Annotated in this window: 6 protein-coding genes; all 6 read right to left on the bottom strand. The window is 65.6% G+C overall.

What is annotated here, in order from left to right; genetic code table 11:
• Positions 1-636 (bottom strand): proton-conducting transporter transmembrane domain-containing protein (locus Q7S93_RS18365; protein WP_304716204.1); only part of this gene is annotated, 636 nt, incomplete at its 3' end.
• 8 nt (positions 637-644) lie between these two features.
• Entirely contained in the window at positions 645-953 is a 309-nt protein-coding gene (nuoK, locus tag Q7S93_RS18370; RefSeq protein WP_304716206.1) for an NADH-quinone oxidoreductase subunit NuoK, read from the bottom strand.
• The gene (locus tag Q7S93_RS18375) at positions 950-1,567 is read right to left on the bottom strand and encodes an NADH-quinone oxidoreductase subunit J (RefSeq protein ID WP_304716207.1); all 618 of its coding nucleotides are present in this window, start codon (positions 1,565-1,567) and stop codon (positions 950-952) included. The genes nuoK and Q7S93_RS18375 overlap by 4 nt, the downstream gene beginning before the upstream one ends.
• Positions 1,568-1,671: 104 nt before the next feature.
• Positions 1,672-2,169, bottom strand: a complete 498-nt coding sequence (gene nuoI / locus Q7S93_RS18380; protein WP_304716208.1) for an NADH-quinone oxidoreductase subunit NuoI — start codon at positions 2,167-2,169, stop codon at positions 1,672-1,674.
• On the bottom strand, positions 2,169-3,254 hold the full coding sequence (gene nuoH, locus Q7S93_RS18385) for an NADH-quinone oxidoreductase subunit NuoH (RefSeq protein WP_304716209.1): 1,086 nt from the start codon (positions 3,252-3,254) through the stop codon (positions 2,169-2,171). Before nuoH ends, nuoI begins: the two co-directional genes overlap by 1 nt.
• 3 nt (positions 3,255-3,257) lie before the next feature.
• Positions 3,258-3,851: molybdopterin-dependent oxidoreductase (locus tag Q7S93_RS18390; RefSeq protein WP_304716212.1), on the bottom strand; the 594-nt coding region annotated here is incomplete at its 5' end.

Consider the following 3,851-nt stretch of genomic DNA (forward strand, 5'->3'; position numbering starts at 1 on the left):
GGCGGCGAATTCCTCAACCCGCGGGAAGATCTCGGCGAACTCGATGGTGCCGAACATCCAGAAGACGGTGATGATGCCCAGCGCAAAGCCGAAGTCGCCGACCCGGTTGACCACGAAGGCCTTGATGGAGGCGGCGTTGGCCGTCGGCTTCTTGAACCAGAAACCGATCAGCAGGTAGCTGGCCAGCCCCACCCCTTCCCAGCCGAAGAACAGCTGCATGAAGTCGGCCGCCGTCACCAGGGCCAGCATGGCGAAGGTGAAGAGCGACAGATAGGCGAAGAAGCGCGGCCGGGAGTCGTCCTCGGCCATGTAGCCCCACGAATAGACGTGGACCAGGGCCGAGACCGAGGTGACGACGATCAGCATCACCGCCGACAGCCCGTCGATGCGGATCGACCAGGCCGACTGGAAGTCGCCCACATTGATGAAGGGCAAGAGGGTGAGGGTGAAGGCTTCGAGCCCGCCCCAGGTCCACTGGATGAACAGGGTCCAGGACAGGACGCAGGCGAGCAGCAGCAGGCCCGTGGTCACGGCCTGCGAGGCGAAGTCGCCGATGCGGCGGCCGAACAGGCCCGCGATCAGGGCGCCCAGCAGGGGCGCAAAGACCAGGATGATGGCGAGAGACTGAGGGGTCATGGGCTCCGTCAGCCTTTCATCACGGCGGCGTCGTCCACGGCGATGCCGCCGCGGTTACGGAAGAAGGTGACGAGAATGGCCAGGCCCACGGCCGCCTCGGCGGCGGCCACGGTCAGGACGAACATGGCGAAGATCTGCCCCACCACGTCGTGCAGATAGACCGAGAAGGCGACGAGGTTGATGTTCACCGCCAGCAGGATCAGCTCGATCGACATCAGGATGACGATGATGTTCTTGCGGTTCACGAAGATCCCGAAGACCCCGATCGTGAACAGGATGGCGGCGACCGCCAGATAGTGACTGAGACCGATCGTCATTCGCCCATCCCCTCGCCCGGCTTGATCTGGACCGAGCGCATGCCGGTCTGGGCGTTGCGCGCCACCTGGTCGGCGATCACCTGACGGCGCACGCCCGGCTTATGGCGCAGGGTCAGCACGATGGCGCCGATCATGGCCACCAGCAGCACCAGCCCCGCCGCCTGGAAGAAGTAGACATAATCGGTATAGAGCACCCGCCCGATGGTCTCGGTGTTGGAGAGACCGTCCAGGGCCGCCATCGGCTCCCGCGGCCCGCTGGCCGCCCCGCTGGTGGCCACCGCCGTGGCGACGACGATCATCTCGGCCGCCAGGATGCCGGCCACCAGGCCGCCGAGCGGCATGTAGCGGGCGAAGCCCTGCTTGAGCGCGCCGAAGTCCACGTCGAGCATCATGACGACGAAGAGGAACAGCACCGCGACGGCGCCCACATAGACCACGACCAGCAGCATCGCCAGGAACTCGGCGCCCAGCAGCAGGAAGAGGCCCGCCGCCGAGAAGAAGGTCAGGATCAGGAATAGCACCGAGTGCACGGGATTTCTGACGGACACCACGGCGAGGCCTGAGCCGATGGTGACTATCGCCAGCAGATAAAATGCGATCGCCTGCAAGGCCATGACGGCTCTACTTTCGCCCCTCAATCATCAGGTTGGTCCGCCCGCCGGGCGCATGGCCCAGGTCGGACGCCAACGTCCTACAGCCCCGGAATCGCGCCTGTCTCTTAGCGATAGGGCGCGTCGAGTTCTAGGTTCTTTGCGATTTCCCGCTCCCAACGGTCCCCGTTATCGAGCAGGCGTTCCTTGTCGTAATAGAGTTCTTCGCGGGTCTCGGTGGCGAACTCCAGGTTCGGTCCCTCGACGATGGCGTCCACCGGGCAGGCCTCCTGGCACAGGCCGCAGTAGATGCACTTGACCATGTCGATGTCGTAGCGGGTCGTCCGGCGGCTGCCGTCGTCCCGGGGTTCGGCCTCGATGGTGATGGCCTGGGCCGGGCAGATGGCCTCGCAGAGCTTGCAGGCGATGCAGCGCTCTTCCCCGTTGGGATAGCGACGCAGGGCGTGCTCGCCGCGGAAACGCGGCGACTGCGGGTTGCGCTCGTTGGGATAGATGACCGTGGCCTTGGGGCGCATCATGTACTTCATGCCGAGCCCGAAGGCGCCGATGAAGTCCATCAGCGCCGCGCCCTTGGCGGCCTGGCTGATACGGGCGGCGAAACTCATTACATCGCTCCTTGGGCCGGACCGAAGACGCGCCAGGCGGCGACGAGCACCACGGCCACCAGCGAGGTCGGCAGGAAGATCTTCCACCCCAGCCGCATGAGCTGGTCATAGCGGTAGCGGGGCACGATCGCCTTCACCATGGCGATCAGGAAGAAGAAGAAGACGGTCTTGGCGAAGAACCACATGAAGCCGAAGAAGCTCTGCGCGGTCGCCGGCCAGCTCTCGAGGAAGGGCGTCGGGAACGGCGCCTGCCATCCGCCGAAGAACAGGATGGTGATGATGGCGCACATCAGCACGATGTTGGCGTACTCGCCGATCATGAACAGCAGGTACGGGGTCGACGAGTACTCCACCTGATAGCCGGCCACGAGTTCGGACTCCGCCTCGGGCAGATCGAAGGGCGGACGGTTGGTTTCAGCCAGAGCCGAGATGAAGAAGACCACGGCCATCGGGATCATGATCAGCGCCATGGGCAGGTTGGAAAGCCCGCCGCCGAACACGTACCAGTTCCAGAATCCGCCGCCCTGCTGGGCGACGATGGTCTGCAGGTTCATGGTGCCGGCCAGCAGGATCACGGTGATGATCACGAAGCCGATGGAGACCTCGTAGCTGACCATCTGGGCCGCCGATCGCAGGCTGCCGAGAAAGGGGTATTTCGAGTTGGACGCCCAGCCGCCCATGATGATGCCGTAGACGCCCAGCGAGCTGATCGCCAGCAGGTAGAGCACGCCGACATTGATATCGGAGACCACCCAGCCCGGGGCCAGCGGCACCACGGCCCAGGCCCCGAAGGCCAGGACGAAGCTGATCAGGGGGGCCAGGATGAAGACCACCTTGTCGGCCCCGTCGGGGATGACGATCTCCTTCAGCACGAACTTCAGGAAGTCGGCGAAGGACTGCAGCAGGCCGAACGGACCCACCATGTTGGGGCCTTTGCGCATCTGCACGCCGGCCCAGATCTTGCGGTCGGCCAGCAGCAGGAAGGCCAGGGACAGCAGGATCCAGATCATGACGGCCGCGATCTGGCCCACGGCGAGCAGGGTCCAGCCGCCTGGCGTCGCCCAGAAATTGGTGGTGGCGTCCATGCCCTACTCCGCGGCGATCTTTTCGGCGCCCGGGACGAGCGCCTGGCACTCGGCCATGGTCACGCTGGCGCGGGCGATCGGGTTGGTCAGATAGAAGGCCTTCACGGGACTCGCGAAGGGCGCGTCCGACAGATCGCCCTCCCCGCCCAGCACCGACAGGTCCAGCGCGCCGGGCGCGTCCGGCACGTAGTCGATTCGGCCGAAGGTGGGATGGTCGGCGAACAGGCGGGCCCGAAGCTGGTCGAGGCTGTCATAGGGCAGCTTGGCGTCCAGCAGTTCGGACAGGGCGCGCAGGATGGCCCAGTCCTCCTTGGCCTCGCCTTTCGGGAAGACCGCCCGCTCGCCGCGCTGAACGCGGCCCTCGGTGTTCACATAGAGGCCGTTCTTTTCCGTATAGGCCGCGCCGGGCAGGATCACATCGGCCCGGTGCGCGCCGGCGTCCCCATGGGTGCCCATATAGACGACGAAGGCGTCGGTGGCCGTCAGGTCCATCTCGTCGGCGCCCATCAGCACCAGGAGATCGGCGCCGCCCTTGGCGGTGAGCTCCAGCGCGGTCTTGCCGCCCTCCCGGGGAATGAAGCCCAGGTCAAGGCCGCC

The organism is Phenylobacterium sp. (assembly GCF_030646615.1).
Lineage (GTDB): Bacteria > Pseudomonadota > Alphaproteobacteria > Caulobacterales > Caulobacteraceae > Phenylobacterium.